This window comes from Pseudoalteromonas sp. AS71, assembly GCF_038900275.1.
Taxonomy (GTDB): domain Bacteria; phylum Pseudomonadota; class Gammaproteobacteria; order Enterobacterales; family Alteromonadaceae; genus Pseudoalteromonas.
Genome location: NZ_JBBMQZ010000019.1, coordinates 21,508 through 46,848, shown reverse-complemented (window position 1 = coordinate 46,848; position 25,341 = coordinate 21,508). Strand labels below are relative to the sequence as shown.

At 39.4% G+C, this 25,341-nt stretch carries 27 protein-coding genes; 12 read left to right on the top strand and 15 right to left on the bottom strand.

The window, feature by feature from the left end; all coding sequences use genetic code 11:
- Position 1: 1 nt before the first annotated feature.
- Genes trpCF through WNY98_RS14765 form a run of 4 tightly spaced genes read right to left on the bottom strand, consistent with a single transcriptional unit; the run spans position 2 to position 4,580 of the window.
- The gene (gene trpCF, locus WNY98_RS14780; protein WP_342878255.1) at positions 2-1,366 is read right to left on the bottom strand and encodes a bifunctional indole-3-glycerol-phosphate synthase TrpC/phosphoribosylanthranilate isomerase TrpF; all 1,365 of its coding nucleotides are present in this window, start codon (positions 1,364-1,366) and stop codon (positions 2-4) included.
- Positions 1,359-2,396, bottom strand: coding sequence for an anthranilate phosphoribosyltransferase (trpD, locus tag WNY98_RS14775; protein WP_342878254.1), 1,038 nt, complete (start codon positions 2,394-2,396; stop codon positions 1,359-1,361). Before trpD ends, trpCF begins: the two co-directional genes overlap by 8 nt.
- A gap of 11 nt (positions 2,397-2,407) precedes the next feature.
- Positions 2,408-3,010: an aminodeoxychorismate/anthranilate synthase component II gene (locus WNY98_RS14770; protein ID WP_342878253.1), complete on the bottom strand. Its 603-nt coding sequence runs from the start codon at positions 3,008-3,010 to the stop codon at positions 2,408-2,410.
- A 1-nt stretch (position 3,011) separates the two neighbouring features.
- Entirely contained in the window at positions 3,012-4,580 is a 1,569-nt protein-coding gene (locus tag WNY98_RS14765) for an anthranilate synthase component 1 (protein ID WP_294121088.1), read from the bottom strand.
- Between the two features lie 464 nt (positions 4,581-5,044).
- On the opposite strand from WNY98_RS14765, the gene WNY98_RS14760 reads away from it, so the two are divergent.
- The 5 genes from WNY98_RS14760 to WNY98_RS14740 all read left to right on the top strand — a co-directional run bounded on the left by WNY98_RS14760 (position 5,045) and on the right by WNY98_RS14740 (position 8,639).
- Positions 5,045-5,899 carry a PHP domain-containing protein gene (locus tag WNY98_RS14760; RefSeq protein WP_024599352.1) on the top strand — a complete coding sequence of 285 codons (855 nt, stop codon included), beginning with the start codon at positions 5,045-5,047 and terminating at the stop codon, positions 5,897-5,899.
- Complete coding sequence (locus WNY98_RS14755; protein ID WP_024599353.1) at positions 5,896-6,516, top strand: L-threonylcarbamoyladenylate synthase; 621 nt, start codon at positions 5,896-5,898, stop codon at positions 6,514-6,516. Before WNY98_RS14760 ends, WNY98_RS14755 begins: the two co-directional genes overlap by 4 nt.
- A gap of 6 nt (positions 6,517-6,522) precedes the next feature.
- Positions 6,523-7,359, top strand: coding sequence for a ScpA family protein (locus tag WNY98_RS14750; protein ID WP_024599354.1), 837 nt, complete (start codon positions 6,523-6,525; stop codon positions 7,357-7,359).
- Between the two features lie 145 nt (positions 7,360-7,504).
- Positions 7,505-8,056 (top strand): cytochrome b, encoded by a 552-nt coding sequence (locus tag WNY98_RS14745; protein WP_342878252.1) that lies wholly within the window; start codon positions 7,505-7,507, stop codon positions 8,054-8,056.
- Between the two features lies 1 nt (position 8,057).
- Complete coding sequence (locus WNY98_RS14740; RefSeq protein ID WP_342878251.1) at positions 8,058-8,639, top strand: YceI family protein; 582 nt, start codon at positions 8,058-8,060, stop codon at positions 8,637-8,639.
- Between the two features lie 84 nt (positions 8,640-8,723).
- Here WNY98_RS14740 and WNY98_RS14735 read toward each other — a convergent pair whose 3' ends face one another.
- Both WNY98_RS14735 and WNY98_RS14730 read right to left on the bottom strand, forming a co-directional pair.
- A complete protein-coding gene (locus WNY98_RS14735; protein ID WP_342878250.1) occupies positions 8,724-9,566 on the bottom strand; it encodes a transporter substrate-binding domain-containing protein in 843 nt (280 codons plus the stop codon).
- Between the two features lie 138 nt (positions 9,567-9,704).
- Positions 9,705-9,872 carry a hypothetical protein gene (locus WNY98_RS14730; protein WP_002961566.1) on the bottom strand — a complete coding sequence of 56 codons (168 nt, stop codon included), beginning with the start codon at positions 9,870-9,872 and terminating at the stop codon, positions 9,705-9,707.
- A gap of 370 nt (positions 9,873-10,242) precedes the next feature.
- Between WNY98_RS14730 and WNY98_RS14725 the strand changes: the two genes are divergently transcribed.
- The gene (locus WNY98_RS14725; RefSeq protein WP_342878249.1) at positions 10,243-10,794 is read left to right on the top strand and encodes a hypothetical protein; all 552 of its coding nucleotides are present in this window, start codon (positions 10,243-10,245) and stop codon (positions 10,792-10,794) included.
- Here WNY98_RS14725 and WNY98_RS14720 read toward each other — a convergent pair.
- Positions 10,791-11,594 carry a hypothetical protein gene (locus WNY98_RS14720; RefSeq protein WP_342878248.1) on the bottom strand — a complete coding sequence of 268 codons (804 nt, stop codon included), beginning with the start codon at positions 11,592-11,594 and terminating at the stop codon, positions 10,791-10,793. The genes WNY98_RS14725 and WNY98_RS14720 overlap by 4 nt on opposite strands.
- Before the next feature lie 187 nt (positions 11,595-11,781).
- Here WNY98_RS14720 and icd point away from each other — a divergent pair, with 187 nt between their 5' ends.
- Positions 11,782-13,050, top strand: a complete 1,269-nt coding sequence (gene icd, locus WNY98_RS14715) for an NADP-dependent isocitrate dehydrogenase (RefSeq protein ID WP_342878247.1) — start codon at positions 11,782-11,784, stop codon at positions 13,048-13,050.
- A 12-nt stretch (positions 13,051-13,062) separates the two neighbouring features.
- Here icd and WNY98_RS14710 read toward each other — a convergent pair whose 3' ends face one another.
- From WNY98_RS14710 to WNY98_RS14695, 4 genes are all read right to left on the bottom strand, one after another.
- The gene (locus tag WNY98_RS14710) at positions 13,063-13,494 is read right to left on the bottom strand and encodes a hypothetical protein (RefSeq protein ID WP_076923892.1); all 432 of its coding nucleotides are present in this window, start codon (positions 13,492-13,494) and stop codon (positions 13,063-13,065) included.
- A 416-nt stretch (positions 13,495-13,910) separates the two neighbouring features.
- Positions 13,911-14,117 carry a hypothetical protein gene (locus WNY98_RS14705; RefSeq protein WP_007582523.1) on the bottom strand — a complete coding sequence of 69 codons (207 nt, stop codon included), beginning with the start codon at positions 14,115-14,117 and terminating at the stop codon, positions 13,911-13,913.
- A 29-nt stretch (positions 14,118-14,146) separates the two neighbouring features.
- Positions 14,147-14,596 (bottom strand): GNAT family N-acetyltransferase, encoded by a 450-nt coding sequence (locus tag WNY98_RS14700; RefSeq protein WP_342878246.1) that lies wholly within the window; start codon positions 14,594-14,596, stop codon positions 14,147-14,149.
- A 787-nt stretch (positions 14,597-15,383) separates the two neighbouring features.
- Positions 15,384-16,331, bottom strand: a complete 948-nt coding sequence (locus WNY98_RS14695) for a LysR family transcriptional regulator (protein WP_342878245.1) — start codon at positions 16,329-16,331, stop codon at positions 15,384-15,386.
- A 117-nt stretch (positions 16,332-16,448) separates the two neighbouring features.
- Here WNY98_RS14695 and aceK point away from each other — a divergent pair, with 117 nt between their 5' ends.
- The 3 genes from aceK to WNY98_RS14680 all read left to right on the top strand — a co-directional run bounded on the left by aceK (position 16,449) and on the right by WNY98_RS14680 (position 19,562).
- Complete coding sequence (gene aceK / locus WNY98_RS14690; RefSeq protein WP_076923895.1) at positions 16,449-18,221, top strand: bifunctional isocitrate dehydrogenase kinase/phosphatase; 1,773 nt, start codon at positions 16,449-16,451, stop codon at positions 18,219-18,221.
- A gap of 64 nt (positions 18,222-18,285) precedes the next feature.
- Positions 18,286-19,248, top strand: coding sequence for a zinc-binding dehydrogenase (locus WNY98_RS14685; RefSeq protein WP_342878244.1), 963 nt, complete (start codon positions 18,286-18,288; stop codon positions 19,246-19,248).
- A 62-nt stretch (positions 19,249-19,310) separates the two neighbouring features.
- Positions 19,311-19,562 carry a DUF2999 family protein gene (locus WNY98_RS14680; protein ID WP_007582532.1) on the top strand — a complete coding sequence of 84 codons (252 nt, stop codon included), beginning with the start codon at positions 19,311-19,313 and terminating at the stop codon, positions 19,560-19,562.
- A 79-nt stretch (positions 19,563-19,641) separates the two neighbouring features.
- On the opposite strand, the gene WNY98_RS14675 is transcribed toward WNY98_RS14680, so the two are convergent.
- A complete protein-coding gene (locus tag WNY98_RS14675; RefSeq protein ID WP_342878243.1) occupies positions 19,642-20,142 on the bottom strand; it encodes a fasciclin domain-containing protein in 501 nt (166 codons plus the stop codon).
- A 182-nt stretch (positions 20,143-20,324) separates the two neighbouring features.
- On the opposite strand from WNY98_RS14675, the gene lepB reads away from it, so the two are divergent.
- Positions 20,325-20,975, top strand: a complete 651-nt coding sequence (gene lepB, locus WNY98_RS14670) for a signal peptidase I (protein ID WP_342878242.1) — start codon at positions 20,325-20,327, stop codon at positions 20,973-20,975.
- A 36-nt stretch (positions 20,976-21,011) separates the two neighbouring features.
- On the opposite strand, the gene WNY98_RS14665 is transcribed toward lepB, so the two are convergent.
- From WNY98_RS14665 to metG, 3 genes are all read right to left on the bottom strand, one after another.
- The gene (locus tag WNY98_RS14665) at positions 21,012-21,578 is read right to left on the bottom strand and encodes a bifunctional 4-hydroxy-2-oxoglutarate aldolase/2-dehydro-3-deoxy-phosphogluconate aldolase (RefSeq protein WP_342878287.1); all 567 of its coding nucleotides are present in this window, start codon (positions 21,576-21,578) and stop codon (positions 21,012-21,014) included.
- 155 nt (positions 21,579-21,733) lie between these two features.
- Positions 21,734-21,925 carry a hypothetical protein gene (locus WNY98_RS14660; RefSeq protein ID WP_342878241.1) on the bottom strand — a complete coding sequence of 64 codons (192 nt, stop codon included), beginning with the start codon at positions 21,923-21,925 and terminating at the stop codon, positions 21,734-21,736.
- A gap of 128 nt (positions 21,926-22,053) precedes the next feature.
- Positions 22,054-24,075, bottom strand: a complete 2,022-nt coding sequence (gene metG / locus WNY98_RS14655) for a methionine--tRNA ligase (protein WP_342878240.1) — start codon at positions 24,073-24,075, stop codon at positions 22,054-22,056.
- Between the two features lie 187 nt (positions 24,076-24,262).
- On the opposite strand from metG, the gene apbC reads away from it, so the two are divergent.
- Positions 24,263-25,339: an iron-sulfur cluster carrier protein ApbC gene (gene apbC, locus WNY98_RS14650; RefSeq protein WP_342878239.1), complete on the top strand. Its 1,077-nt coding sequence runs from the start codon at positions 24,263-24,265 to the stop codon at positions 25,337-25,339.
- The last annotated feature ends 2 nt before the right edge of the window (positions 25,340-25,341 follow it).

Here is a 25,341-nt window from a genome sequence, read left to right as displayed (position 1 = left end):
CTCAATAATTTCTGATGCTTGTAAAAGCATTATGTAATTTGTTAGGGCACTTTTTACCCGCAGATTCTTCAACGCCTGAGTTTAAATCAAGGCCTAAGGCACCTTTAAAAAGCGCATCTTTAATATTGTCTTGATTTAAGCCTCCAGCGAGCATAAACGGTGTGGTTGCATCATGAAGCACCGACCAATCAAATGCTTTACCTGTACCGCCAGCTTGTGTATCGCTGTGTGTATCGTAAAGGTGTCGGTCAACGCCATTTACAGGCGTTGGCAATGCATCTTTTATTGCTTGGGCTTTCCAAATCTCGCAGCCGGTAGGTAACTGTGTACGCAATTGAACGATGTAATCGTCACTTTCTTGACCATGTAATTGAACTGCCACCAATTTTAGCACACTTGCGTATTGAGCAACTTGATCAATTGGGGCATCTACAAACACACCCACAAAATTAAGCGGGGCACTTTGGCTAAGCTCTTTTGCGCAATCTAAATCAACATAGCGTGGCGATTTAGGATGAAAAATTAAACCACCATAAACAGCACCGTTTTTATATGCCGCTTGTGCATCTTGAGTTCGCGTTAAACCACATACTTTATTGTCACCTAAAATCACACGGCGACATGCTTGCTCTAAATCACGCTCGCCCATAAGTGAGCTGCCAATTAAAAAGCCATCGCATAATGGAGCTAAACGTTTCACGTCTTGATGGGTGTAAATGCCAGATTCCGAAATAACCACTTTATCAGCTGGAATAAGCTTTCGTAGTTTTTCGGTAGTGGCTAAATCGGTGCTTAAATCGCGTAAGTCGCGGTTATTAATGCCAATGATTTGTGCATCAAGCGCAAGTGCACGGTGTACTTCTTCTTCATTACTTACTTCGGTTAATACCGACATATTAAGTGAATCGGCAACGGCATGCAGTGCTTTATAGCTTTCGTCATCGAGTACCGAAAGCATCAGTAATATAGCGTCACCGCCATAAATACGTGCCATGTACACTTGGTACTCATCTATAAAAAAATCTTTACAGATAAGCGGTTGTTCTACTTGGCTGCGCACAAATTCGAGGTAATCAAAACTACCTTGAAAATATTTAGCATCAGTTAACACACTCATGCAGGTAGCGTATTTTTTATAAACTGAGGTAATTTCAGTTAAATCAAACGGGTCTCTAATTAACCCTTTTGAAGGCGATGCTTTTTTACACTCTAAAATAAACTGTATGCCAGGTGCTGCAAGTGCTTTATAAAAGCTACGACTTGTAGGCACTGCAAGATGCATAAAGCTTTCAAGCGGACGCGTGGCTTTTCTTTCAATTAGTTCTAATTTTTTATCAGCAACAATTTTGTCTAATACATTAGCCATTACTTACCTCAATAATTGCACTTAGTGTGTTCATGGCTTGCCCTGAACTTAATAATGTTTGTACTTGTTTTGCCCCTTCTTTTAACGTTTCTGCTTTACCTGTTAGGTATAAAAGGGCAGCTACGTTAACCACAATAGCAGCATTATGTGCATCTGTGCCTTTGCCTTGCAAGATGGCGAGGCTAGCATTTGCGTTGTATTGTGGGCCTTCACCAGCGAGTTGTTCAAGTGAATAGTTTGCAAGGTCAAAGTCGCTTGGGTTTAGTGTGTACTGTGTAATCTCGCCATTATTTAGCTCAACTACCGTTGTTGGGCCGTGTAGAGCTATTTCGTCAGTGCCCGAGCCGTGAACTATCATCGCGCGCTTTGTGCCAAGGGTTTTAAGTGTTTGTGCCATTGGCATACACAACGCTTCGTTATATACACCTAACAATTGCACATCAGGTGCCGCTGGGTTAGCAAGTGGGCCTAAAATATTAAAAATAGTGCGTGTTTTAAGCGCTGTACGCACGCCCATCGCATGGCGTACGCCACTGTGGTAGTGCGGTGCAAACAAAAAGGTAAAATTGGTTTGCTCAAGACATTTTGCCGCTTGCTCTGGGCTCATATCTATATTAATGCCCAGTGCTTTGAGTAAATCGGCTGAGCCTGAATTACTCGATACACTGCGATTACCGTGTTTTACCATGTTAATACCGGCAGCAGCGGCTACAATAGCAGCCGTTGTACTTATATTAATTGTGTTAGAACCATCGCCACCAGTGCCACAGCTATCGGCAAGTTGCGTACTGCTGGTAGTAAAAGCAACGGCGTTTTCGCGCATTGAGGCCGCAGCGCCTGCAATTTCGTCGCTTACTTCGCCTTTAATTTTAAGGCTTATAAGTAGGGCGGTTAGCTCAATTTCACTCATATTACCTTGCATTATTTCATCAAAAAACGCTTTGGCGTCTGCGTAGCTTAATGATTGCCCCGTAATTAATTGCTCAATAGCGTGTTGAACATTTATGGGTTGTTCTGGTTGTGTACTCATAATGTCCTCTTTTATTTAGCGCGTGTTAAGTAAGCGACACTTTGCTGAAGTAGCATTGCGCCGTTTGGCGTTAGTATTGATTCTGGATGAAACTGGTAACCCAATGCGTTGTCATCATGATGATATATAGCCATAGGGATATCTTCGTACTGGGCAATTACTTTAATATTATCAGGCACTTTTGTTGCCATTAATGAATGATAACGTGCAACAGGCATTGTATTGCCCATACCTTCAAATACAGGATGATCGCCTAAAGTAATAATTGAAGACTTACCATGTACGGTTTCACCCGCGTGACCGATTACTCCACCGTAACTTTGTGTTAATGCTTGTTGGCCTAAACAAATGCCTAGCATTGGGAAGTGACCTTTAGAGAGCTCAATAAGCTCCATTAAACAGCCTGCATCGCTTGGTGTGCCAGGACCTGGCGAAAGTACTAATAGCACTTGGCCTTGCTCTTGACGCATTTTGTTAAAAATAACCTCAGCGCTAATGTTGTTTCTGTAAACAACCAGTTCGCAGCCAAGCATCGTCAGCTCATCAACAAGGTTGTATGTAAATGAGTCAAAGTTATCTAAAAAATAGATTTTGATAGGATTTACTTTGCTCATTTTATACCGCCTTATACGTAGATTTAATGGCGGTAATAACCGCTTGTGCTTTAGCGCGAGTTTCGTTTGCTTCTGAAATAGGATCTGAGTCAAACACCACACCGGCACCGGCTTGCACATACGCTTTGTTATTTTTAACAAAAGCTGAGCGAATAACAATACAGCTATCCATTGCGCCATCACCAGTTAAGTAACCTACTGCGCCGCCATAGCTACCACGACGTTTACCTTCTGTTTGACGAACAAGCTCAGCAGCACGAACCTTTGGTGCACCAACAAGCGTGCCCATGTTCATACATGCTTGGTAAGCGTGCAGTGCATCAAGCTCGGGTTTGAGTGTACCAACAACGCGTGACACCAAATGCATTACTTGTGAATAGCGGTCTACTTTTAATAGCTCTTTAGCAAAGCGAGTACCTGCAACGCTAATGCGTGCAACGTCGTTACGGGCTAAATCAACCAGCATTAAATGCTCGGCGCGCTCTTTTTGATCGTTTCTTAGTTCAAGCTCAATGCGGCTGTCTAGGTCTGGGTTAATTTGCCCATTAGCAAATTTACCACGCGGGCGAGTCCCCGCAATTGGGTATACTTCTACTTGCTTATTACTTACGTCGTACTTAAGGGCCGACTCAGGAGACGCGCCAAATAATGCAAAGTCTTCATCGCGCATATAAAACATATACGGGCTAGGGTTTTGCTTTTTAAGTTGGCTATAAGCGTGAAGGGGATCAGGACAAGGTAGTGAAAATGTTCGCGACGGCACTACCTGAAAAATATCACCATCAACAATATTCTTTTTGAGTTTTACTACTTGCTCGCAGTAAGTCGCATCGTCTATATCAACGCTCACATCGCACTCGCCGCTTTGCATATCTGCACTAAATTCAGCTGCGTTATCGCAAAGTGTATTTAATCGTTCTAGCTCTTTACCTACTTCAAAGCAGTTAGCATGTACGTCTGGACCATTAAACACATTACCAATGAGTTCAGTTGTTTGTTTTTGATGATCAATAACAACTAGCGTTTCGGCTAAATAAAATACGTAATCAGGGCATGTGTTTTCGCCATCAGGCACATCACTTAACTGCTCAAAGTTTGCTACCATATCGTAGGCAAATACACCGCCTAAAAATAACGAAAATGGATTGTTAGTTGTGCTTTTAATACTGTTAATACACGTACGAAGAGCGCTAAATGCATTGTCTGCAACCAACTTACTTGCTTCGTCAATATCATTGTTTGCACTCATGTACTCAAGCGTTAGTGTTGTATCGTTTAGCGTGGCTGTACAGCTTTTAACATTAGCATGTAAGTAGCTAAGCAGTTGCTGCCCGTTATTTGACTTTGCAGTAACGGTTACTGTTTTACCTTGGCATACAATGCGCAGGGCACAGTCGACTAAAATTAAACTTTTTACACTGTCTTTAGAATCAATCTCAGCCGATTCAAGCAGTAGTGAGTTAGGCTTATCAAGTGCCGCGTATAATGCAAGAGGACTACTAATATAGTCGCGTACTTGCGTAATGCTTGTTACTTCGCCTGGTGTGGTAGTTATATGACTAAAAATCAAACCTCATTCCCTCAAAAAATTAAACCCCGCAATGCTTTAGCAATGCGGGGTTTGAATAACGATATCTAAATTACAAACAGATCATTACCGTCCCGCTATATCAGGCGCCACCACCAACGATGTGTAAGAGTAAGACCGTTATTCATGTTTTTCTGCCTCAAAATTTATTAAATATTTTTAACGTATACGTTTCGTAAAATTTAGTTATAAAAAAACCCGCATAGTTGCGGGTTTTGAATTTTTGTTAGACATGACAATTCATCACCCGATAATTACGAGTGCCACCACCAAATAGTGTTTAAGTTTGAATTGATCATTATTGTTAATTCTTAATGTGTCTGAAAGTGGCTACAGTAAAACGTATCTTATGCTTTTGTGTCAAGTGTTTATTTAAAACAATTTAGTCAAAAAAGTTGTTATACTTACATAAACACCATTAACCCTTAATTTTAAGCAGTTTTCTTTTGATAAAATATGATTTACATAGCCATACCACACATTCAGACGGGCGTTTAACGGTTGAAGAATTATTGCATCGCGCTGTTGATAAAAATATTGATGTGTTTGCTATTACCGATCATGACACTGTGGCGGCTATTAAGCCTGCGCAGCAATTTATTGAAGCCGAAAAATTACCGCTTTCATTAATTACGGGTACAGAAGTGTCGACTAAATGGGAAAGTTTTGAAATTCATATTGTGGGTTTAAATATTGATATTAATAATATTGACCTTACCTCTTTATTATCAGCTCAGCAGCAAAAGCGAGAAGATAGAGCGCTAGAGATTGGTGTTCGCCTTGCAAAAAATGGCTTTGATGGCATATACGAGCAAGCTAAAGAGCTGGCAAAAGACGCGCAAATTACACGTGCCCATTTTGCACGCGCATTAATAGAGCGCGGCGTTGCCAAAAATTTTCCGGGTGTTTTTAAAAAGTACTTAGGGCGTGGCAAAACAGGCTACGTACCAAGCTGCTGGTGCACTATGCAAACTGCCATTGAGGCTATTCATGCCGCTGGTGGTGTTGCGGTACTTGCGCACCCAAGTAGCTATCAAATGTCAAATAAGTGGCTACGTAAGTTATTAGTAGAATTTAAAAGTGTAGGAGGGGACGCAATGGAAGTTGCACAACCTCAACAGGCGCCAAGCGAACGTCAATTTTTAGGTGAACTCAGTCGTGAGTACGAATTACTTTGCTCACAAGGGTCTGATTTTCATTTTCCGACAAGCTATTTAGAGCTTGGCAAAAATTTATACCTACCTAAAGACTGCCAAGGTGTTTGGCAAGCTTGGGAAGGAGAAGAAGGGGCATTAACATGAGTCAATTATTTCATATTCATCCTGATAACCCGCAACCGAGATTGATTAGTCAAGCCGTTGATATTATTAAACAAGGCGGCGTTGTTGTTTATCCAACTGATTCGGGCTACGCCATCGGTTGTAATATTGGTAACAAGCAAGCCAAAGAGCGCATAGAGCGTATTCGTGGTATTGAAAAAAACGATAATTTTACGCTAGTTTGTCGTGATTTATCGGAGCTATCTACTTACGCACGTGTAGATAATCAGCTATTTAGGTTAATAAAAAATAATACGCCAGGGCCATATACCTTTATTTTTAAAGGCACAAAAGAAGTCCCTAAACGTTTATTAAACGACAAGAAAAAAACCATTGGCATGCGTGTAATTGAGCACCCAATAGCCTGTGCGTTACTTGCCGAACTTGGTGAGCCGTTAATGTCGTGTTCTTTAATTTTACCAGGTGAGCAGTTTACAGAGTCAGATCCTGATGAAATTTTAGAGCGATTAGATAAGCATGTTGATTTAATTATTCACGGTGGTTATTTGCCAGAGCAAGCAACAACAGTAATCGATCTGTCGGAAGATGACGTTAAAATATTGCGTGTTGGCTGTGGTGATACAAGCCCGTTTGAGTAATAAAGCGTGAGCGAAAGTACCGCTGATATTAAATATATCGAAAAGCCAGTGCAGCAAAAGCTGCCACTGGCTTTTTTGCATGGTAAAGCGGTTGTAGACAAACCCGAAGATTTATACATTCCGCCCGATGCGCTCGAAATAATATTAGAAACTTTTGAAGGTCCGCTCGATTTACTGCTGTACTTAATTAAAAAGCATAAGCTTGATGTGCTCGAACTTTCTATTTTTAGTATTACAGAGCAGTACGTAAGTTACGTTGAAATGATGACCGAGTTTCAACTCGAACTTGCTGGTGAATATTTAGTAATGGCTGCGTTACTTGCACAAATTAAGTCGCGCTTATTATTACCTGTACACGAAGAGCTAGAAGAGGAAGAAGATCCTCGCGCTGAGCTTATTAAGCGTTTACAAGAATATGAGCTATTTAAAAAAGCCGCTGAAAATCTCGATGACATTCCTCGTGTTGGTCGTGATATTTTTATAGCGCATGCCGCTATGCCAATACGTGAAGACACAAGTCAAAACCTCCCCGAACTTGAACTTAAAGACTTAATGCTGGCGTTGAGTGATGTAATGGCGCGCGCAAAAACGTTTGAGCATCACCAAATTACTGCTGAAGTGCTCTCAACGCGAGAGAGAATGAGTCAAATATTACAGCAATTATCGCAAGCAAATTCGGCGGTGGTTTTTAATACGCTTTTTACGCCAAATGAAGGGCGAAGTGGTGTAGTCGTTAGTTTTATTGCTATGCTAGAGCTCATTAAAGAAGGGCTTGTTACCTGTTTGCAAGTAAGCCCCGAGAGCTTAATTTATGTCAGCTTGAGCGAGCAATCAACCCTATAAACTTATCTGTTTAATCCTCTTCTTTTAAAACTGACTTTGAATATCAAAGTTCTGTGCGTATACGCACGTAAAGTGTTTGTAAATGTTATTTTCATTTACGGATGTGCACTATATTGTAACGTCATAGCATTATAGGAACTCACACATGTTTAAAAATACACCTTTATCTTACGGGCTTGTCGCCATTATTTTACATTGGCTCATGGCGCTGACTATTTTTGGCTTGTTTGGTTTGGGTTTATATATGGTTGAGCTTACTTATTACGATAGCTGGTATAAAGGCTCGCTCGATTTACATAAGAGCATTGGTATTACGCTTGTGGCCGTATTTTTATTTAGAATTTTATGGCGTGCTTTATCTACACAACCTAAACCATTAGGTGAAAGTAAAGGCATGAACCACTTAGCCCATACGGCGCATATTGTTATGTATATTATTTTGGCCGTTATTGTTGTTGCAGGGTATTTGATATCAACCGCAGACGGACGTCCAATAGAAGTGTTTACCTTATTTAACGTATCAGCGCTTGATTTTGCTTTTGATGACCAAGCCGATATTGCAGGAAAAGTACATTATTATGGTGCATGCACATTAATAGGGTTTGCAGTACTTCATGCACTAGGGGCGTTAAAACATCACTTTATCGATAAAGATAAAACCTTAATCAGAATGATCAAACCATTAAAGGATGATTAAAATGAAAAAACTATTAGTAAGCATGGCCGTTTCGGCTGCAATGATGTTATCGGCAACAGCCGCTAATGCAGCTGATTATGTAATTGATACAAAAGGCGGGCACGCATCTGTTAACTTTAAAATTAAACACTTAGGTTACAGCTGGTTATATGGTCGTTTTAATACTTTTGACGGCACATTTAGTTATGATGCTAAAAACCCTGATGCATCAAAGATTATGGTAAATATTGATACCACAAGCCTTGATTCTAACCATGCAGAGCGTGATAAGCACTTACATGGTAAAGATTTTTTAAATGTGGATAAATACCCAAAAGCGACTTTCAAAAGCACGAGCATTAAATTTGATGAAGATGGTGAAGAGGCCGACGTAACCGGCGAATTTACGCTGCATGGCGTAACCAACACTATTACCTTTGAAATAGATAAAGTGGGCGAAGGTAAAGATCCGTGGGGCGGCTATCGCGTAGGTTTTGAGGGCGAAACCAGCCTTAAACTTACCGATTACGGTATAGATTACAACTTAGGACCTGCATCTACTCATGTTGATATTATTTTATCAATAGAAGGCGTTCGTCAGTAATACCATTATTAAATATAAAAACGCCACTTACTGTGGCGTTTTTTTTGCTTAACAGAAACTCAAATTAAGCGACTTCGAATTTGCTTATTTTGCGCTATTAATACGTGACTGTAATAGCGGCCTTAAATGCTTAGGTAACCAGCGCATGAGCAAATCGTTATAAGCCTGCGTTTTTTTAATGACTTTGAGCTGCTCATTAAGAATGGCAATGTCTTCTGCGCCTTGCTCGTTTTTAGTACAGCCAATAAAACCATAACTTAACGCGGGTGATTCGGTTAATGGACGTTGCGTTAAATTTTCTGCAAAGTGCATTGATTTAGCTAAATAGTAATGCTCGCTTGGGTAACCCAGCAAAATATCAATTCGTTTTAGGTTAAGCATATATGTAAGGCTCGCTAGGCTATCGCGGGTTGGTCTAATTACTAAATCTATATTGGGCGTACTGTTTATTAATGTATCTATCTCTTGGCCATAAGAGCGGCTCATAGAGACTCCAAGAGTTAGTTTTTTATCTTGTATTAAATCCAATAACGAGACTTCATTTGAGTCCGCTATATTTAGCGCTTTGGCTAATCTCTTGTGCATGGCAATTGAAGGTGAAAGACCCGTTGTTGAGCTCTCGTCTGTAAAGTAAATATGCTTTTTTCTGTAATCGTTTTTATAAAGCGATAGTGCGCACGCATTGTGTGAATTATTAGACAGTTCTTGAATTACTTTACCTGAGGGAATAAGCATTCGATTAAAGGTAATATTAGGCAGTTGTTTTTCAAGTAATGAAATTATGCTTTCGTCGCGGCCTTGGTGTTGATATTGGCCATTTAAAATATAGTATGGTGCAAAGTCATGCGCTAGCCAGTTTATGGTTCTCGCATTACTTATTGGGCTCAAACTAAAAAAGAGTAAAAAGGTTAAAAATATACGGAGCATTACAACAGCTACCAGTAATTATTATTGTAAAACTATTGTAACCAATAAAGAGCTAAAAAGTAAAATGCCAGCAACGAGGCTGGCATAATATCTTATCGATAATTGCAATAATAAAAGGCAATTAAAGGTATGTGTTGTTTAGTTAGCTTTTAGCCACTTAACAAACTGGCGCGCATCACTCGCTTTTTGAAACAATGCATTTTTTAAACCTTGCGTATCACTAAAGATTACACGATGTTTGTTTACTGAAATTGATTGCACTGGATGTGCGATTTGGATCATAGACCCATTATATTTATAAGACATAATAAAACTCACTTTATTCTTGTTATTTATTCTGCGCTATATTTTTATAGCAAATTGCAGTTAATAAATTAACGATGTTGTGTTTAGCTTCATTACAGTGTTGACGATCTTTATGACACTTTTGCGATGATAGTAAAAAATCATCTCGGTATTATTCAAGGGGTTCTCGCCGTACAATAACTTAGCTTTCAAATATACGTTTTGCGGGGCTTACTGGATCAGGGTAAATGGTTAACCGCGGCGGTTTCTTTAAACCAGAGAGGGAAGGTAACTTATATATAAATTGTGTGCAAGCTATTTTTGTAAAAATATTTATAATAAATCTTATCAACTGCTTACAACAGCCATTTTTAGTTACCAAAGGATAAGTATGAATTACCTAATAGTGAGTGATATTTATGGCTTAACCCCTGCTTTAAGAAGGTTATCACAGGCAATTAGTCCAAATATAGTTATTGTTGACCCTTTCAATAACAAGATTCAAGTTATTGAAAGTGAACAAGATAGTTACAATAATTTTATGCAGCAGTGTGGCCATGATAAATACACCGACAAACTTCAAAAATGCTTTGAAGGTTTAAAAGTGCCAACCACGTGTATTGCTTTTAGTGCAGGGGCAAGTGCAGCATGGCGGGCACAGTTATTAACAGGCAATACACACCTTAAAAAGTTAATTGGCTTTTATCCGTCGCAAATTCGTAATTATTTAGAGTTAGATGCAAAAGTACCCTGTGAGTTCATATTTCCAACGAGTGAGAGTCACTTTAATGTTGATGAAGTTATTAAAGCTTTAAGCACCAAAGCGGATGTTAAGTGTTATAAAACAAATTTTTTGCATGGTTTTATGAACAAGTACTCAACCAACTTTAACGCGCAAGGGCTTGTTGAATATAGTAACTATATAAAACAGAGCAGCTTTTAAAGCGTGTTTAGCTGCTCTTCACTAATATCAGGAAAATCAGTACGAGTATTATATTTTGCATATAGCGTTGAAAAAACGCTACTACCGGATAGCTTATCTAGCTCTTTTATAAATGTTTTAGCATTTGAACGAGCGGGTCTACAGCATACTTGATACTGTTTTATTATACCCGCCACAGATAACCCTTGTTTTTGTAGCTCTAAATCAGCCTGGGCAAAAAAAGCTGCACCCGTCCAATAAACACGTTGTTGGGCACGTTGTTTCCACATATCAGCAGAGAGCTTATTAAGTGGCTGTGTCTTAGTTTTGGCTTGCAGGCGGGCACGATCAAATCCTGCATTTAAACGTTGTACAAACTGCGGCTGGGTAATTATACCGCTGTCACGCATTATTACGTTTTGCATATAACTGGCAAAACCCTCACTTAGCCAAAAACCGGAGTAGGGAAGTAGCGGCAAGTATAAATGCGAAAGTTCATGGTATAGCGTCCAATCTTTAGTGAATGCATTTAGACTAGCGTAGCGATCTATATGTAGTTCAAGCCCATCGGGGTTATTGCGTTTAACTGTAGCCCAAGGCACAGGCTCAAAAGCAAAATATTGTGGTTTTAAATAAATAGGCAATGTGGTTTGTTTTAAAGGTCCCAGTGTATTTTGTGTTTTTTCAACACTTTGATTAACCCATGTAGATACTGTGTTTTGAGCATTACTTGAGAGCGAGCTAAGGTTATGTATGACTACTTCAAGGGCTAATGCGTTAAAAGAGCTAATTGATAGTAGCAGTACAAAAAAGAATTTCATTAAAATGCTCCACTGTAATTAATAACTGGTACGAAAATCCTAATATACAAGACCAACTAAATGGATAAATAATCACGCCTAATTCTTTATTTTTTTAAATGATAGTAACTATAAAAGTACAAATACAGACACTCCTAGCTAAGCATGGTTTAATCAATTAATCGTTATTTTAAGTTAGGTTTTAGCCATGACGTATCAGCATATTCAAGTTCCTGAACACGGCCAAAATATCACTATTAATGCGCAAGGAGACTGGCAAATACCGTTAGAACCTATCATAGCTTTTATTGATGGCGATGGCGTGGGTCTAGATGTTATGCCGGTAATGCGCCACGTTGTTGATAGTGCAATTGAGCATTGTTATAAAAGCGCACGGAAAATTCATTGGATGCAAGTTTATAATGGCGAGCAGGCCGCAAAGCTGTATGACGGTGATTGGTTTCCACAAGAAACAATTAACGCAGTACGTGCCTGTAAAATTGCCATAAAAGGGCCGTTAACCACACCACTGGGTGGTGGATTTCGATCGCTTAATGTTGCACTCAGGCAAGAAATGGATTTGTTTGTAAATATGCGCACTATAAAAGGCTTTAGCGCACTTCCTTCTCCTTTAAAAAATCCTTTTTTAACAAACATAACAGTACTTCGTGATAGCAGCGAAGACGTGTACTCAGGTATTGAGTGGCAAGCAGGCAGTGTAGAAAGTGAAAAAATGCTCGATTTTTTATGTGAGGAAATGGGTGTAACCCGGTTAAGGTTTTCACAAGAGTGCGGAATTGGTATTAAAAATATATCCAAAGAAGGCTCTGAGCGATTAGTGCGTTATGCCATTAACTATGCAATAAAAAACGATAGTGAATCGTTAACGCTAGTGCATAAAGGCAATGTACTTAAATTTACCGATGGGGCATTCAAGCGTTGGGGGTTTGCACTTGCACAAAACGAATTTAATGCCACTGCACATGAAAATGGGCGTTGGTTGCAAATAGAGCGAGCACATCAAGCGCCCTTAATTATTAAAGAAGTCATAGCCGATAACATGCTGCAGCAATGTTTAATGCACCCAGAGCAATTTGATGTAGTGGTGACGACTAATCAAAATGGTGACTTTTTAGCGGATATGCTCAGTGCACAAGTTGGCGGTGTTGGCATAATGCCCGCTGCAAATTTAAATAACGATGTCGCATTTTTTGAGCCTACGCATGGCACGTTTGAACGTATAGCAGGGCAAAATAAAGCAAACCCCAGCAGTAGTATTTTAAGTGCGGTATTAATGCTTAAATTTATGGGGTGGAACGAAGCCGCACTACTCATAGAAAATGCGTTAGAGCAAACATTTAAAAGCGGTGAAGTAACCTTTGATTTAGCGCAAGAACACACCGATAACTCACGAATTCATAACTCGACAACCTTAACTTGTACTGGCTTTGCAAAGAAGGTTATCGAGCACTTTTAAATACATCCATTATTAAGCTGCTGAAGCAGTTTTTACTCTGTGCATACAAGGGCGGTTGGTTAACTGCGCTGCACGATGATAAATCTCATGTGCCTCAGGTTCATCGCACTGAGTACCACTAAGCGTATCCATTAATGCAACAACAATAATTGCAGGAACCTGGCAGCAATATTCGTCTAAAACGGCTTCCGTAGTTTGTGCATCAACATGGCAAAGTGGATGATTTTTAAGTTGGTATGCGTTTAATAATGTATCTACCTCTAATACATCATTAGGTTGATGTTTTGTTTTGCGGCATTTACAACCAAACTCATCAACTAAAGTAGCTAATGCTTGGTAAGTTTCAGTGGTGTTAGCTTTAGTGCATAACTGCTCTTCAATGAACTGATGCAAGTTAGCATCGATGAATAATCCATCTTGGCGTGTGAAAGAAGTTGTTGTCATAATAATTACTCTTAGTTTGTTGGCTTAACTTCACTCTAGCGCTAAGTGTATTATTAATAAAATTGTTGTTTTCAATAACTGATATTGATTTTATCAATAATAAGATTTAATGGTTAATAGAATGCTGAAACAACCTTAAATAATGCCAATTAATTTGGTGCAAATTCGTGGCAGCGTGCACAAAATTGGAACAAGGGAAATAAAAGAGGTATCGAGAACATATATTAATTAATTGTTTTTATTGAACTTTAATTGTTTCATGAAGTTGGTACTAAGCTTGCTAGTCATGCAGTGTAGGTACATTCCTATTTCTACTACCCCAAAAGCGCCATGGTATTTTCCCAAAGTTGAATACCATGGCGCTTTTTTATTTTTCGCGTGTATTTTATTTAGCCTTAGCAATAACAGTAGTAATGTTAAATTTTAACAAAGTAGGGAATGGCAACTAAAATAGCGCCTACAATAAGCAACATACTTACACTGGTCATAAAGTACGGAAACACTAATAACGATAAACCAATACAAAGTGGTACTACGGCTTTTTTTCTTCGCCCGTAAGTAAGGTAGCCAATACCTATGCCACCAAACAAAACACTCCACGCAATTATTGATGCACTATCCATTTATAAATTACCTATTTTGAAATACTGATTTAAATTACGACCGACATAGCCAGCTTTTCAATACCATGTGAAGGAGTCCATCTTTTAAATTCCACGAAACCATGCTTTTTATATAAGTTTATTGCAGGAGTATTAGCAACCGCAGTCTCCACTATTGCATGAGATAAATCATCCATTGCTAAAACATAATTTATTAGCTTACTTGCGATACCCTTTTTAAAATAGCTAGGGTCAACGGTTAAACTACAAATATCTAGACACTCGTTGTTTATATCTACTTCAATAACTGCTGCTAAGCATTCATTTTCGCTGTAGCTATAAAAGGTTGTTTCTGACTTTTTTATACCTTTAACATTACGCGCTAGGGGAGGAAAGTTAAGCGCGCCGATCAGTTTAGCCTCAATAGCATAGGATTTTTGAAATACAGCAAAAATTTTATTTGCAGTATCGTTATTCTTATTATTAAGTTTGTTTATCATTGTCTTCTTTTTTTAGAAAATAAAGTATGAATACCATATGCCGTAATAAAACCTCCGCCACCCATTGTGAAAAAAAGAAATAAATAAAACTTTTTCGGGCTACTTTCTAAAGATGCCACTGCCGGCCCATTGTATCTCTTATAAATTACACCACTTTCGTAGTTAAAATAGCTGCGTAAAAGGATAAACAAACCTAAAACAATACACAGGAGCGCTTTACTTGTTTTCTTAGTGTTATTTTCAACTATTACTATTTGTTGCGCAGCTTTCGGCTCGTCACGATTTGGTTTAGCTAATTCATCTTTAAGTCGTTTGTAGTTTTCTGGATATTTATGCGCATCAATACTTTCAAGTGCTTCGTTTAATTCACTAACTGAATAAGTAGAGTAATCAATATTTATAAGAATGCGTCCTTAAGTTTTTATTATATAGAGTCGGTGTTTGACTTAATGACTGTAAGCAGAACTTCAAACTATTTAATCAGAGCCCAGATTATTTACTAATTCTACTGATTAACTGTAGTGTTAACAACTAAGGGCTATTTAATCACGGCGCGAGATTTGTAGCCTAGTGGGTTAAGTAAAAACTGAGCAACAAAGAGTAAAGAGCCCCTAGGAAGAGCCCTTTGGGCAGCGTCTGTTTGGCACTAATGCTACGTTATCGCCTATTTAAGGGGAAAGCCTCACTACTTAAGCTTTGTCTAGCCTAAATACCAAACAGGCTGCTGAAAATTCAACCTTAAAAGGTCAGCAGATCCTAAGTAAATGGATAAACAATTCATATTTAGTTACCTATCTGCAATCGTTTTAGCAAATGCTAACAACTCACGCCTTAACCATTGATGTGCTGGCGCATGGTGTAGCAGTGGACTCCATATCATTTTTACCTCAATAGGCACTATTTGAAATGGCACAGGGCTGATTACTAAATCAGTATGAGAGGTCAATAATTTAGCTTGGCGACGTGGTAGGGTGGCAATAAGTTGCTCTGATTGGCAAAGCAGGCTTGCAACCATATAGTGGCGAGTGAACACACGAATTTTACGAGTTTGTTCTAGCTGCCAAAGCGCTTCGTCTACCCAGCCTAATTTTTGCTTTCCTGATTTATTAGTAACAGCGGCCTCTGGCCCCCAGCCGGCACGGTTTACCCAAATGTGTTCTTTTTGTAAGTAGTCTTCTAACCCTGATTGGTGTAAAAATGTATTTTTAGGATGGGTTAAACAACAGTAATTATCGCGCCAAACACTGGCTTGATGAAACGAGCGTGGAAGGCCATTAAAGCGGTTTATTGCTAAATCAATAGTGCCTTTTTCCATGTCTTGCAGGTTAACGTCGCTTGGGCTTAATACATCAAAATTAATACCAGGACTTTTACTAAGCTGCGCGGTTATAAAAGGGGCTATTAAGGTCGACTCTATGTAGTCGTTTGCCATTATTCTAAACGTAACTTCTGCGGTTGCAGGGTTAAATTGATCACTAGGCTGCGTAATTGCTTCGGCCATTTTTAAGAGCGCCTCAACTTCAGGCTTTAATGCAAGTGCCTTTGCTGTTGGTGTCATAGAGCCTGCGGCACGCACAAGTAGCGGGTCGTCAAATAAATCGCGCAAACGTTTTAATGCGTTACTCATAGCAGGTTGCGTAAGCGCGAGCTTATTTGCAGCTTTCGACACACTTTTTTCATCAATGAGTACATTTAAGTAAACTAAAAGATTGAGATCGACGTTTCTTATATTCATATGATCAATTTAAATTATATGCTTTATTAATTATCTAAATTAAAGCCTGCTTGCTAAGGTGTAAACCATTAATAAAAAATAACCGCCATAACTGGCATCAATATAAGTGCTGTATTTATGCAAAATAGGTTAACAAATCAATCGAATAATGCGCTACAACATGTTGTAGCCAGGAAGCTTGCACGATCTGTTTTTGCTGGATTTGAGGCGATGTTTTCACAATTTTTAAATATTACACTGGGTGCACAAAGCCGTTTTGAACAACGAAAGTACCACAGTGTGCAAAGTGCTATGCGTGAACGTTTACAGGTTTACGAGCGCGAAGTAAAAAACGTGAGTGAAGCCGTGAGAGTTATTGCTTACGCTGAACTTACTTGCCCGCAAACGTGGCAATTAGCTAAAAATATTTATGGCGATATGGTACAAAATCACGAAAATAAACCTATTGCGCATACCTTTTTTAACTCAACGTTTGGCGCAATTTGGGACGATAAAAAAATTCGTACTGTGCATTTGTTTGTATTAAAAGCAAAGTATCGTAGTGAGCCGCGCTCTTATGAAAGCTTAGTGAGCAGGGTATCGCTCCATAATGGGTTTAATAATGCCGTTAAAACGCTTATCACTAATCAAGTATTTAGAGTGCCGTTTAGCCAGTTAGAACGCGATGTAGCCACATTACAAAGTACGTTAATGCAAGGCGCTAAGCAGCAATGCAAACAGGTGTACGAACTTATAAATTTAAACGACGGTTATATTGAATACGCCAATTCATTATTTTTTAGAAACAAAGCCTGTTATTTAATTGGGCGCTGCATTGCTAAAAATGGCGACAACATGCCTTTTGCTATCGCTATTTTAAATACCGATGAGGGACTAAAGATTGATGCTGTAATGATGGGCGCCGATCAATTAAGTTTATTATTTGGTTTTGCACGCACCTATTTTATGGTTGATACCGATAAACCCGCTCGTTATGTAGATTACTTAAGTGTGTTAATGCCACACAAACAACGCTTTGAATTATTTAACGCCATTGGTTTCATAAAGCACGCCAAAACTGAGTTTTATCGGCACAAGGTTGATACGACTAAAAATAGCCCAGCCAACTTCAAGTATGTTACAGCACCAGGGACGCCAGGTATGGTAATGCTGGTATTTACTATTGAAGGGCTAGATTACGTTTATAAAGTAATAAAAGACAAATTTAGTGCGCCAAAAACAGCCACCAAAGCACAGGTGAAAGAAAAGTATAACTTTGTAAAACAAGCCGATAGGGTTGGTCGTTTGGTCGACACACACGAATTTAGATATTTAGCGTTTGATTTAAGCCGTTTTAGCGATGAACTGCTTGAGCAGATGAAAAGCCAAATTGGCAGCAGTATGGTTATATCTGGCAAGGCACTTATTTTAAAGCACGTTTATGTTGAGCGTAAAATGACTCCGCTTAATTTATATATTACCCAATGCGATAACAAAACCTTAGAACGAGTTATGCATGACTACGGTAAAGCAATTAAAGAATTAGCGGGTGCTAATATATTTCCGGGCGACATGCTAATGAAAAACTTTGGCGTAACGCGATGGGGGCGAGTTGTGTTTTATGACTTTGACGAAATTTGCCCACTAACCGATTGCAACTTTAGAGAGGTGCCACAAACCCAAAATGCACTTGAAGAGCTAAGTAGAAACTCGTATTTTGATATAGCTGAAAACGATATATTTCCGAGCCAATTTAAGGTGTTTTTTAGCGCCAACGAGATTGCGTTTAATTATTTTAATAATAAGCACAGTAACTTGTTTTTAGCGACGTTTTGGCAAGGTTGTCAGCAACAAGTACATAATGGTTATCTACCCGATGTTTATCCTTACAAACAAAGTTGGCGCTTTTGAGGTTGTTTGAACCTGTGTTCATCCCCATCTATATGTTATTACAGTTTTTAAACTTGGAGCAACAATGAAATATATTTCTCATGAAGATGGTAATCTTGCATTTAGTGAAACCGAAAAACCGGTTTTAAAGAGCCATGAAGTACTTGTTAAAGTTGCAGCAATAGGTGTAAACCGTGCAGACAGCATGCAGCGCCAAGGTAAGTACCCGGCCCCTGCGGGAGATAGCCCTATTTTAGGTTTAGAATGTGCGGGTACAGTCACCGAGCTCGGTAAAGATGTAGATAACACTTGGCTAAACAAACGTATTTTTACGTTGTGCTCAGGCGGCGCTTACAGTGAATATGTAGCCGTTGATGCAAAGCAGCTTATGGAATTACCCGATGATGTAACAATGGCTGAAGGCGCTGCAATAAGCGAAGTGTACCTAACAGCATTTGGCGCGTTATTTGAGCTTGGTAAATTGCAAAAAGGGCAAACAGCGCTTATTCATGCAGGTGCTAGTGGTGTGGGCGGTGCAGCAATTCAAATGGCTAAAAGCGCAGGTGCTACCGTTGTTATTACCGCAGGTACTGACGAAAAATGCCAACACGCAAAAGAACTCGGTGCCGATCATGCAATTAACTACAAAACCACCGACTTTGTAGAATATATGAAAGCAAATGACTTAACAGCAAATGCAATTGTAGATCCGGTGTCGGGGAGTTACTTAAATAAAAATGCCGCTATTGCAGCGATGGATTGCCAAATTGTGATGCTTGCATTTTTAGATGGACGTTTTGCAGAGGTTGATTTTGCGGCGCTTTTACGCAAACGTATTTCGTTTCATGCATCAACACTTAGAAACCGCAGCATTGATTTTAAACGCCAAGTACGCGACGACTTTGTAGCACGCTTTTACAATGATATTGCCACTAAAAAGTACGACTTTAACCTGTATAAAACATTGAATTGGAGCGACGCAAACGAAGCCCATGCTATTTTAGAGCGTAATGAAAACGCAGGAAAAGTGGTTTTACTTGTAGAGTAACTCTTTAATTTTAGGGTTTAGCCCATATACTAAGCCCTACAAAAAACACTTAAGGTTTAATAATGAATCCAATACTAGCAATACTTAAAGAGCACAATGTAAGCGACGAAAAAGTAAAAGCATTGTTTGAAGCGTTTACTCAAAACCCAATGATGGCAATGGCGCTTGTTCAAGAGCTTGGTATTCCGCCAGAAAAACTACAGCAACTAATGGCAGTAGTAATGACTCAACCGCACCTTATTAAAGAAGCGACTGACGAACTTGGTTTAGATTTTGAAAAAGTAAAAGAAGCGAAAGAAAAACTAAATCAATAATTTGTTATGTGATGAAAAAAATAAATAAAAAAGCATAAGTACTTACTTATGCTTTTTTATTTGGCTTATTCTTTTATGACTACTCTTTTGGAAGTAGTACTGTGTCGATAACATGAATTACGCCATTGCTTGCTTTTACATCAGCTTTTACAACTTTAGCGTCATTTATCATTACGCCCATACTGTCGGCTTTAACCATAACTGATTGGCCTTGTAGTGTTTTAGCGCTATCTACCTTCATTACATCGGCTGCCATCACTTTTCCAGACAATACGTGATAAGTTAATACCGCCGTAAGCTTATCTTTGTTTTCAGGCTTGAGTAGCATTTCAACAGTGCCTTCAGGTAATTTAGAAAATGCAGCATCTGTTGGTGCAAAAATAGTAAAGGGTCCTTTACCTTGCAGCGTTTCAACTAAGCCTGCGGCTTTTACAGCAGCAACAAGGGTAGTAAACGAACCATTTTCAACGGCTACTTCAACAACGTCTTTTTTCATACCGTGATGATCAGCATAAGCCGCTGAAGTAAATCCAAGGCTTGCAGTTGTAAACAATAATGCAGTAGTAATTTTCTTAAACATTTTATTTTCCTTTAAGTTAATACCCGTTGGTTTCGTTAAATGTTACGACGCTCTAAATTTAATCGATCATTTATATTTTGAGTAAACATGTTTTGTTACATCATTGATTGAACTGCAGCTAATTAGCAAAGTCATATAAACAGTTACTCAATTAAAGACTTGTTCAATTGAAGGGAATAGGCATGAAATTAGTTTATAAGTTTTGGAAAAATAACCGCTCTCTTATCGTATTTATTGCACTGATGAGCGTATTTAGAAGCGCTGTTGCTGATTGGTACGAAGTGCCAACAGGCTCAATGAAGCCAACAATTCAAGAAGGTGACAGAATACTTACTGATAAAATGGCCTACGATATTCGCGTCCCATTTACGCACATAAAATTACTAAAACTAGCGGACCCACAAACCGGTGATATTATTGTTTTTGACTCACAAGCTGCCGATAACCGTTTAATTAAACGTGTAATTGGTGTGCCAGGAGACACCGTTGCGCTTGAAAATAATGAGCTCATTATTAATGGTAAAAAACTTAATTATGCAGATAAGCAAAGCAACATAGACTCGCTTGATAAAATCGAAGATTTAAACGGATTAGAGCATTCGATAAGAGTGGCAAATATTCCTTCACGTTTATCGGGGTTTGATGCAATTACAATTCCTGATGATTATTATTTAGCAATGGGTGATAACCGCGACAATAGCGCTGACTCGCGTGTCATAGGTTTAATTCCGCGTAATGAGTTATTAGGAAAAGCAGAACGCGTTATAGTGTCTCTTGATTACGATAACTATTACCTACCAAGAAAAGACCGCGTATTGAAAAGGCTCAATTAAAAAAGATGATTAATTTTATAGTTAAAGTATAACTGCCTATTTAGGCAGTTTACTTATATAGTTTTTTACAAGCTTGGTAAGGTCACTACGTTCTTGTTCGGTATTTAATATCTTACAAAAATCGCCACTTACTGCAGCACCACAAGCGCCTGCTTCAAACCATTGTGATAAGTTATCTAAATTAACACCGCCAACAGGCATTAGTTGTGCCTCTGAAAATGGGCCTGTTAATGCTTTAAAGTAACCAACGCCCATACTGCCAGCAGGAAATACTTTAATAATATCAGCGTTATATTCAATTGCATTTGCTACATCGGTAGGTGTTAGCGCGCCCATTAGTACGGGTAACCCGTGCCGGTGGGCGAGTTCGACAACCAATTTGTTGGTATTTGGCGTTACGATAAACTGCGCGCCAGCATCAATAGCTTGCTGGGCAAGGGTGGTATTTATTATTGTACCTGCACCAATAAGTGCGTTTTTATGCGCTGCACGCGCTTTTGCTATTTCTTGCTCAAAGCCAGGTGTGTTTGAAGTGATCTCTAATGAGTTTATGCCCGCATTTATTAGGGCCTGTTGACCTTTCAGGATTAAAATTTGTTCAATCTAGGGGCTATTTAATCGCGGCGCGAGGTTTGTAACCTAGTGGGCTAAGTAAAAACCGAGCAACAAAGAGTAAATTGCCCCTAGGCAGAACCCTTCGGGCAGCGCCTGTTTGGCATTTATGCTGCATTATCGCCTATTTATGGGGAATAACCACACTACATAGGCTCTGCCTTGCCTAAACACCAAACAGTCTGCTGCAAATTTAACCTCGAAAGATAAACAGGCCCTAAACAATCAATTAATGGTGCTACATCGGCTTGTTGTTTTAAGCGCAGTATGGCGACTAACTTGTGTTGCTTTATTTGGCTACTTACTTTTGTTCTGTTGGTATCTAAAACTTGGGTCATAATTACAATTCACTTTATTTAATGCAAAGGCGTTTGTATAAACGGCTAGGCTTAATATATGACTAAACATTACTTTTGCCCATAAAAAAACCGCTGATGTATCAGCGGTTTTTATTGTATGAGTAATATTACATTACGCGCATACCAGGCTCTGAGCCGTCATCTGGGTTAAGAATATAAATTTCTTTTCCGCCAGGGCCTGCTGCTAATACCATGCCTTCAGACATACCAAAGCGCATTTTACGAGGCTTAAGGTTAGCAACCATAACGGTTAGCTTGCCTTCAAGATCCTCAGGTGCATAAGCCGATTTAATACCCGCAAACACCTGGCGAGTTTCGCCGCCTAAATCAAGTGTTAGCTTAAGTAGTTTATCTGCGCCTTCTACGTGCTCTGCTTTAGCAATCTTAGCTACGCGTAAGTCTACTTTTGCAAAATCATCGAACTCAATCTCGTCGCTAATAGGCTCTTTTGCAAGTGGGCTGTTAGGGTCAATTGTTACTTTTGGTGCTAAGCTTTCCTTAGATTCTTCAACCATTTTATTTACTTTATCCATTTCAACACGTTGCATTAACGGTTTGAATTTATTGATAGGGTGGCTTACTAGCGCATTTTGAACGCTGTCCCATGCAAGGTCGTCATTTAAAAACGTTTGTACGTTGTCGGCCATTTCTGGTAGCACAGGTTTTAAGTAAGTAATTAAAACGCGGAACAAGTTAAGACCAAGAGAACACACTTCGTGTGCTTCTTGTTGCTTAGTTTCGTCTTTAATTAATACCCAAGGTGCTGCGCCATCAATAAATTGGTTTGCCTTGTCGGCAAGCGTCATTATTTCGCGAATTGCGCGGCTGTAATCGCGGTTTTCGTAGTGTGTTGTAATGCTAGGTGCAGCCGCTTGAAATTCTGCTAACAGCTCTGGTTGCATAATAGTGCTGCTTAGCTTGCCATCAAACTTTTTAGTAATAAAGCCTGCACAACGGCTCGCTATGTTGACTACTTTACCTACTAGGTCTGAATTTACGCGCTGTGCAAAGTCTTCTAGGTTTAAATCCAGATCAACAATACCGCTGCTTAATTTTGCTGCGTAGTAGTAACGTAAGTACTCTGGGTTTAAGTTATCTAAATAAGTACGCGCTTTAATAAACGTGCCCTTCGATTTAGACATTTTTTCGCCATTTACAGTTACAAAACCATGAGCGAATACGTTAGTTGGCTTTCTAAAATTAGCGCCTTCTAACATTGCTGGCCAAAATAAGCTGTGGAAATAAATGATGTCTTTACCAATAAAGTGATAAAGCTCAGCGTTTGAACCTTCAGCCCAAAACGCATCAAAGTTGATGCCTTTTTTGTCACATAGGTTTTTAAAGCTCGCCATGTAACCAATAGGTGCATCTAACCAAACGTAAAAGTATTTGCCCGGTGCATTTGGAATTTCAAAACCAAAGTAAGGCGCATCACGGCTAATATCCCACTGTTGCAGGCCATCGGTAAACCATTCGTCTAGCTTGTTAGCCATTTCTTGCTGAATAGTGCCCGAGTGTAGCCACTCTTTTAACATGCCTTCAAATGCTGGCAGGTCAAAAAAGTAATGTTCAGAATCTTTAAGCACAGGCTCAGCGCCCGACATGACAGAGCGCGGATTAATGAGTTCGGTTGGGCTGTATGTAGCACCACACGAATCACAGCTATCGCCGTTTTGGTTTTCAGACTTACATGTTGGGCAAGTACCTGTTACGAAACGATCGGGTAAGAAAATACCTTTTTCTGGATCGAATAATTGCGAAATAGTGTGCTTTTTAATATGACCGGCATCGTTTAGGCGGTTATAGATAAGTTCGCTAAATTCTTTGTTTTCTTGGCTGTGGGTGCTGTGGTAGTTATCAAATTTGATATTAAAGTCAGCAAAGTCGCGTTGGCGCTCTATGCTCACTTGTTTTACCATTTCTTCAGGCGTGATCCCTTGCTTTTGCGCATTAAGCATAATTGGCGTGCCGTGGGCATCGTCTGCGCAAACATAATAAGCTTCATGGCCTTGTAACTTTTGAAAACGTGACCAAATATCAGTTTGAATATATTCCAATAAATGACCTAAGTGAGTAGGGCCATTTGCATAAGGTAATGCGCTGGTAATCAGGATCTTTCGCTGCGTCATAATCATTCCGAATTGAGGATAAAACGCCGTTTTTATTATACAAACGGCAATTATCATTAATTTATCTACAAGCTATCTGCTTAGAGTGTGCACAGCTTATGGATTTTTATTAATTGACTGGTGTTAATGCCCTGAATGTTACATAATTCCGTGGCACTTTTCATCAAAGAAACGCTATTTAATTGCTATGTTTGGACTGTCGAAACTATTCTCTTCTAAATCGGTGCAAAAACAACCGATTATTACTGCCTTAGCGGCATATCGTAGTGCGGCTTTTGCCGTCGGTATTGACGAAAGCTTCATTGATACTATTACTCAAAATGACGATAAATCACTACATATTAAATTAATCCTGCCATTTGCTGGGCAATCAGAAATGCCTTTAGTTGAGCAACACGTAAGTGAAAGCTTAAATGTGCCAGTAACAATTAGCGCCAAGGTTATCATTAAAGAAGCAGCTAAGTTTAAAGCGATTAAACATATTGTGCTTATTGCCTCAGGCAAAGGCGGAGTAGGTAAGTCGACTACCGCTGTGAATTTGGCGGGCGCCCTTAAAAACGAAGGCGCAAAGGTGGGTATTTTAGATGCTGATATTTATGGCCCGTCTATTCCAATGCTTTTAGGCTTGGTGGGCGCAGAGCCCGCCACTAAAGATAACAAACAGCTACAGCCTTTTGATGCAAACGGCATTAAAGCGCAATCAATCGGTTTTTTAGTGCCAAGCGATGACGCCACTGTATGGCGCGGACCAATGGCGTCAGGCGCACTTAGCCAGTTACTTAACGAGACTGATTGGGGCGAGCTTGATTACTTAATTGTGGATATGCCACCAGGTACCGGTGATATTCAGCTTACAATGAGTCAAAAAGTTCCCGCGAGCGGCACTGTTATTGTAACGACACCGCAAGACTTAGCGCTAGCCGATGCGCAAAAAGGCATTGCCATGTTTAATAAAGTAAACGTACCGGTGCTAGGCTTAATAGAAAACATGAGTCACTACATTTGTAGCCACTGTGGTGAAGCTAACCACGTATTTGGTAAAGACGGCGCACAAAAGCTTGCACACAAGCACGGTGTACCCGTACTTAGCCATATTCCTCTTGCAATAGATGTACGCGAGTATTCTGAGCAAGGGAAACTTATTGCCAACGATAACGACGCGGCAATAAGCAAAACATACAGCGCAGCAGCGAGGCTTATAGCCAGCACGCTCTATTATCAACAGCATCACAATGCGATTGAAATTGTGATTACGGAAGATTAGTA

Bases quoted from the DNA above. Each gene is read 5' to 3' on its own strand.
- trpCF (WP_342878255.1), bottom strand. From the start codon at position 1,366: ATGGCTAATGTATTAGACAAAATTGTTGCTGATAAAAAATTAGAACTA.
- trpD (WP_342878254.1), bottom strand. From the start codon at position 2,396: ATGAGTACACAACCAGAACAACCCATAAATGTTCAACACGCTATTGAG.
- WNY98_RS14770 (WP_342878253.1), bottom strand. From the start codon at position 3,010: ATGAGCAAAGTAAATCCTATCAAAATCTATTTTTTAGATAACTTTGAC.
- WNY98_RS14755 (WP_024599353.1), top strand. From the start codon at position 5,896: ATGAGTCAATTATTTCATATTCATCCTGATAACCCGCAACCGAGATTG.
- WNY98_RS14745 (WP_342878252.1), top strand. From the start codon at position 7,505: ATGTTTAAAAATACACCTTTATCTTACGGGCTTGTCGCCATTATTTTA.
- WNY98_RS14740 (WP_342878251.1), top strand. From the start codon at position 8,058: ATGAAAAAACTATTAGTAAGCATGGCCGTTTCGGCTGCAATGATGTTA.
- WNY98_RS14735 (WP_342878250.1), bottom strand. From the start codon at position 9,566: ATGCTCCGTATATTTTTAACCTTTTTACTCTTTTTTAGTTTGAGCCCA.
- WNY98_RS14730 (WP_002961566.1), bottom strand. From the start codon at position 9,872: ATGTCTTATAAATATAATGGGTCTATGATCCAAATCGCACATCCAGTG.
- WNY98_RS14725 (WP_342878249.1), top strand. From the start codon at position 10,243: ATGAATTACCTAATAGTGAGTGATATTTATGGCTTAACCCCTGCTTTA.
- WNY98_RS14720 (WP_342878248.1), bottom strand. From the start codon at position 11,594: ATGAAATTCTTTTTTGTACTGCTACTATCAATTAGCTCTTTTAACGCA.
- icd (WP_342878247.1), top strand. From the start codon at position 11,782: ATGACGTATCAGCATATTCAAGTTCCTGAACACGGCCAAAATATCACT.
- WNY98_RS14710 (WP_076923892.1), bottom strand. From the start codon at position 13,494: ATGACAACAACTTCTTTCACACGCCAAGATGGATTATTCATCGATGCT.
- WNY98_RS14705 (WP_007582523.1), bottom strand. From the start codon at position 14,117: ATGGATAGTGCATCAATAATTGCGTGGAGTGTTTTGTTTGGTGGCATA.
- WNY98_RS14700 (WP_342878246.1), bottom strand. From the start codon at position 14,596: ATGATAAACAAACTTAATAATAAGAATAACGATACTGCAAATAAAATT.
- WNY98_RS14695 (WP_342878245.1), bottom strand. From the start codon at position 16,331: ATGAATATAAGAAACGTCGATCTCAATCTTTTAGTTTACTTAAATGTA.
- aceK (WP_076923895.1), top strand. From the start codon at position 16,449: ATGCAAAATAGGTTAACAAATCAATCGAATAATGCGCTACAACATGTT.
- WNY98_RS14685 (WP_342878244.1), top strand. From the start codon at position 18,286: ATGAAATATATTTCTCATGAAGATGGTAATCTTGCATTTAGTGAAACC.
- WNY98_RS14680 (WP_007582532.1), top strand. From the start codon at position 19,311: ATGAATCCAATACTAGCAATACTTAAAGAGCACAATGTAAGCGACGAA.
- WNY98_RS14675 (WP_342878243.1), bottom strand. From the start codon at position 20,142: ATGTTTAAGAAAATTACTACTGCATTATTGTTTACAACTGCAAGCCTT.
- lepB (WP_342878242.1), top strand. From the start codon at position 20,325: ATGAAATTAGTTTATAAGTTTTGGAAAAATAACCGCTCTCTTATCGTA.
- WNY98_RS14660 (WP_342878241.1), bottom strand. From the start codon at position 21,925: ATGACCCAAGTTTTAGATACCAACAGAACAAAAGTAAGTAGCCAAATA.
- metG (WP_342878240.1), bottom strand. From the start codon at position 24,075: ATGACGCAGCGAAAGATCCTGATTACCAGCGCATTACCTTATGCAAAT.
- apbC (WP_342878239.1), top strand. From the start codon at position 24,263: ATGTTTGGACTGTCGAAACTATTCTCTTCTAAATCGGTGCAAAAACAA.